The organism is Thermococcus sp., assembly GCF_027066465.1.
Classification (GTDB): domain Archaea; phylum Methanobacteriota_B; class Thermococci; order Thermococcales; family Thermococcaceae; genus Thermococcus.
The window spans coordinates 1-4,146 of record NZ_JAMONU010000011.1 but is presented as its reverse complement, the minus strand read 5'-3'; the positions used below and the strand labels follow the sequence as shown (position 1 = coordinate 4,146).

Sequence of the window (4,146 nt, the reverse complement as noted above, 5' to 3'; positions counted from 1 at the left end):
AGGTGGCCAGCTGAAGGGGTTTGAACCTTTCGGGCATGGAAATAGATGGGAAAGGTAGCTTAAAGGCATTGTGGGGGCTGAAACATGCTAGAGACTGAGGGCGTTTTTAATCCTTTCGAACTCGCCCGGCGAGCCCCTGACTATCGGATACCTCGGCGTGAAGGGACACCCCGGCTCCTCGCGGGCGCTTATCTCGAATGTCCCTATCTCCCTGGCTATCCTGACGATTTCCTCCTTGTCGAGTCCAATCAAGGGCCTTAGAACCGGTAGGTCGCTGGCAGGGCTTATTATGAGCAGGTTGTCGAGCGTCTGTGAAGCGACCTGTCCGAGGGAGTCGCCGGTTATTATCGCACTCGCCCCGACCTCGTGCCCAATCCTGCAGGCCCTTCTAAGCATCAGCCACTTGCAGAAGACGCAGGTCCAGCGCTCCTTCTTGAGCTCCTTCAGCCTCTCAAACACCGGAACGTGCTCCTCCGCAAAATCTACAACTATCAGCTCGTCGAGCTTGCCATACCTCCTCAGAACCTCCCAGAGCTCGTGAACCTTCTCCTCCTTGATGGAATCCTGCCTGAAGTGAACAGGAACTACCTCAACACCCTTCCGGAGCATCAGGTAGATTGCCACGGGTGAGTCGATGCCCGAGCTGAGCAGTGCGACCGCTTTCATGACCGGAACTTCGGGCGGGCTTTTATGAGGCTTTCCCCAACTCAGGGTTTCAAACCCCTGAGGAGAATGCCGATGTAGACGAACCACGCGAGGATAAAGAACGCCCCTATGAGTTCTGGAATCGCCAGTCCCTTGAAGACCCTCGCCCTAATTAGGTAGAGCATCGTGAGGAACACGACAACCGAGAGGACGCTCCAGAAGTAGTTGACGGGATTCTTCCGCCCGAGCTTTATCCCGACGAGCGCTATATCAGCTAAAGCCAGAACGTAGAAGAGAACTGCCGAGGGGGTATGGTAAGGGGTCTCCTCGGGGAAAACTCCGACGAGGAACAGGAAGACCAGAGCGAAGGGCATCAGGTAGGAGAGGCCGTGCTTGAAGGCCACAACGGACGGAACCATTGCAACTACCGCGAAGAACATCAGGAAGCCGTTGAAGAGCCCGCGATTGGGGTTTTTTAAGGACCCCATGTCGCTCAGCGCGTTGTTCGTGAAGGAGAACCACGGGTTGGCGTGGATGATTATTGCAAGGCCAACGATGAAGATGATGGGAAGGGAGATGGCTATGTAGGGGGCGAAGCGTTCGAGTTCCACCGCGACCACCTCAGCACTCCCTCTTCCTCGGCTCCTCGCCAAAGACCGCCTTGTAGAGCTTTCTGAACTCCTCCCAAGAGCCCCTGATTATCGGGTGCTTCGGGATGAAGGGTATCTCGTCCTCCGGCAGTGTGGACAGCTCGAAGGTGCCGATTCTCTTCGCTATGCTGACTATCTCCTCCTTGTCCATGCCTATCAGCGGTCTGTAAATCGGTAAGTCGCTCGCCTGGCTGACGATGTACATGTTTTCGAGCGTCTGGCTGGCGACCTGTCCGAGGGAGTCGCCCATCACGATGCCCTTCGTGCCGAAGTCCTTGGCTATCTTATCCGCGTGCCTCACCATCATGAACTTGCAGAAGACACACGTGTACTTCTCCTTTCCGAGCTCCTTCAGCTTCTCAAGGATTCTCTCGCGCTCTTTCGGCTTGACAACTATAAGCTCGGCCTTTCCGCCGTAGTGGTACTTCTTCAGCTGGTTCCAGATTTTCCTGACCTTCTCAAGGGTCTTCTCGCCGGTGTAGATGTGAACCGGAATGACCTCGACACCGCGCTTCATCATCAGGAAAGCTGCCACAGGTGAGTCTATGCCCCCGCTGAGGAGCGCAACGACCTTGCCCTGCGTGCCTATCGGCAGTCCTCCCCAGGCTTTAACTTTGTCAACGAAGACGTAGGCTTTTCCGTCCATCAGCTCGACGCCGACCTCGATGTCGTAGTCGTGAAGGTCAACCTCGCTCTCCTCGTTCTCGAGTATGTATTCCCCGACTTTGGCCTGAACCTCGGGACTCTTCAGCGGGAACTCCTTGGTGATTCTCCTCGCCGTGACCCTAAAGCGGGGCCTCTCAATGCCTAGCTCCCTCTTCTTCCTCCTGAAGAGCTTTAGCGCGGTTCTGTTTATTTTCTCAAGGTTCGCCTCGACCTCCATCGCCGGTGAGAGCGAGACTATGCCAAAAACCCTCGTCAGGACGTCAACGGCTTCCCTCGCTCTGTTCGTTCTCACGAGAATCCTCCCGTGCTTGGCCTCGACCTTCTTGAAGTCGATTCCCTCGCTCACCAGAGCCTCGCGTATGTTGTTCATGAGTATGTTCTCGAACCATCTCCTCGTCTGCCTCGACTTCGTTCCAATCTCACCGTACCTAACGATGACGACGTTCATGGCTCAACCCACCGGGTGAATTGGATGGGGGAGTTTGATTACTATTTCAACGTACTTCTGAATGACGGTATAGAGAACGAGGGACATCAGGTAAGAAGACAGCAGGATTAGCTCGTTCATCTCGAAGATGTGCCTCGCAAGCTCTTTAGCCCTTGGGGTGGCGTCGACTATCGCCCTCATGTACCTGATTTTCCAGCGCTGGTTCATCATTATGAACCCAACGAGAATCAGTATCCCAACTAATCCCCACATCTTGCCGAAGGCCAGCATGAGGAAGAGCGTTGAGGCCATCACGAGCCAGCCGCCTATGATACCGAGCAGTATCACGAACTCTATCATCCTTTCACCATCTTCAGCTCGAGGAGCGGAAATAAAAAAGTTTAGATGAAGCGGATTACATCGTCAACGCCCTTCTTCCTTTTCCTCGGTTTCGGTTCGTTTCTGGGGTAGCCAACGGGGATAACACCCATGAGGTAGTGGTTCTCATCGAGGCCGGCCAGCTCCCTGACCTTCTCCTCAATTCCTCTGAAACTGGTTACGCCGATGTAAACGGTGCCGAGCCCGAGTTCGACCGCCTTGAGCATGAGGTTCTGTATCGCCATCGCGGCGCTCTCGACGCTCCAGATGAACTCAACCTCGTCGAACTCCTTTCCCGGAAGGAAGCGAACGCGCCTGTCTATGAAGACCGCTATGTAAACTGGCGCCCTGAACATGCCCTCCTCGTATATCCTCTGTCTGAGCTTCTCTATCTTCTCCTCCGGCAGGTTGACCGCACGGTAATAAACCTCCATGCCCTCCGCTATAAGCTCGTAAAGCCTTCTCCGCGACTCCTCACTTTTGAAGACGACGAACAGCCAGTTTTCAAGACCGCTCGCAGTTGGCGCCCTGATTGCGCTCTCCACGAGCTTCCTGATGTGCTCATCAGGTACGGGCTTTTCGAGGAAGTAGCGCACGGAGGTTCTCTTGGTTATCGCCTCGTCCAGCTCCATGCTCCCACCCCAAGGGAGAGTCCGGCCGATTGTATTAATCCCTTTTCAAAACCAAAGGTTTAATAGAGCCTCTGAGAAACCCAGAGGGGTGGAAGAGATGTACGGGTGGAGGGGACGACTCGGCCTGATAGTGCCGTCATCAAACACCACGATGGAGATGGAGCTTCACGATTACCTGCCGGAGGGCGTTTCGCTTCACACAGCCAGGGTTCCGCTCAGGAACGTAACGGAGGAAGAGCTGGTTAAAATGAACACTTTGGCAGTTGAGAGCGCCAGACTGCTTAGAGATGCGGGTGTTGAGCTGATACTCTACGGGTGCACGAGCGGTTCCTTCATCGGCGGAAAGGACTACGAAAAGAGGCTTGAGATGGAGATTGAGGAGGGCGTTAACGTCCCGGTAATAAGCACCAGCACCGCAGTGGTTGAGGCTTTGAAGATACTCGATGTGAGGGACTTAATCGTGATAACCCCTTACACCGACGAGATTAACGCCCGGGAGAGGGAGTTCCTTGAGGCAAACGAGTTCTCGGTTCTCGACATACGGGGCCTCGGTCTTGAGGACAACCTGGAAATCGGCAGGCTGGAACCTTACACCGCTTACCGCCTCGCGAAGGCGAGCTTCACCGATGAGGCGGAGGCGATTTTCATAAGCTGCACCAACTGGAGGACCTTCGAAATCATCGAGACCCTCGAGAACGATCTCGGAGTTCCGGTGGTTACCAGCAACCAAGCCTCGCTCTGGCTGGCC

6 protein-coding genes are annotated in these 4,146 nt (G+C 54.9%); 1 reads left to right on the top strand and 5 read right to left on the bottom strand.

Going from position 1 to position 4,146, the window contains the following annotated elements; genetic code table 11:
* Positions 1-87: 87 nt before the first annotated feature.
* Genes MVK46_RS00625 through MVK46_RS00605 form a run of 5 tightly spaced genes read right to left on the bottom strand, consistent with a single transcriptional unit; the run spans position 88 to position 3,398 of the window.
* Positions 88-666 carry a hypothetical protein gene (locus MVK46_RS00625; protein ID WP_297534477.1) on the bottom strand — a complete coding sequence of 193 codons (579 nt, stop codon included), beginning with the start codon at positions 664-666 and terminating at the stop codon, positions 88-90.
* A 41-nt stretch (positions 667-707) separates the two neighbouring features.
* Complete coding sequence (locus MVK46_RS00620) at positions 708-1,256, bottom strand: DUF998 domain-containing protein (protein WP_297534475.1); 549 nt, start codon at positions 1,254-1,256, stop codon at positions 708-710.
* Positions 1,257-1,266: 10 nt separating this feature from the next.
* Entirely contained in the window at positions 1,267-2,409 is a 1,143-nt protein-coding gene (gene thiI, locus MVK46_RS00615) for a tRNA uracil 4-sulfurtransferase ThiI (protein ID WP_297534473.1), read from the bottom strand.
* Positions 2,410-2,412: 3 nt separating this feature from the next.
* Entirely contained in the window at positions 2,413-2,748 is a 336-nt protein-coding gene (locus MVK46_RS00610; protein ID WP_297534471.1) for a hypothetical protein, read from the bottom strand.
* 41 nt (positions 2,749-2,789) lie between these two features.
* Entirely contained in the window at positions 2,790-3,398 is a 609-nt protein-coding gene (locus tag MVK46_RS00605; protein ID WP_297534469.1) for a nitroreductase family protein, read from the bottom strand.
* Positions 3,399-3,495: 97 nt separating this feature from the next.
* On the opposite strand from MVK46_RS00605, the gene MVK46_RS00600 reads away from it, so the two are divergent.
* Positions 3,496-4,146 (top strand): aspartate/glutamate racemase family protein (locus MVK46_RS00600; protein ID WP_297534468.1); only part of this gene is annotated, 651 nt, incomplete at its 3' end.

Bases quoted from the DNA above. Each gene is read 5' to 3' on its own strand.
- MVK46_RS00625 (WP_297534477.1), bottom strand. From the start codon at position 666: ATGAAAGCGGTCGCACTGCTCAGCTCGGGCATCGACTCACCCGTGGCA.
- thiI (WP_297534473.1), bottom strand. From the start codon at position 2,409: ATGAACGTCGTCATCGTTAGGTACGGTGAGATTGGAACGAAGTCGAGG.
- MVK46_RS00610 (WP_297534471.1), bottom strand. From the start codon at position 2,748: ATGATAGAGTTCGTGATACTGCTCGGTATCATAGGCGGCTGGCTCGTG.
- MVK46_RS00605 (WP_297534469.1), bottom strand. From the start codon at position 3,398: ATGGAGCTGGACGAGGCGATAACCAAGAGAACCTCCGTGCGCTACTTC.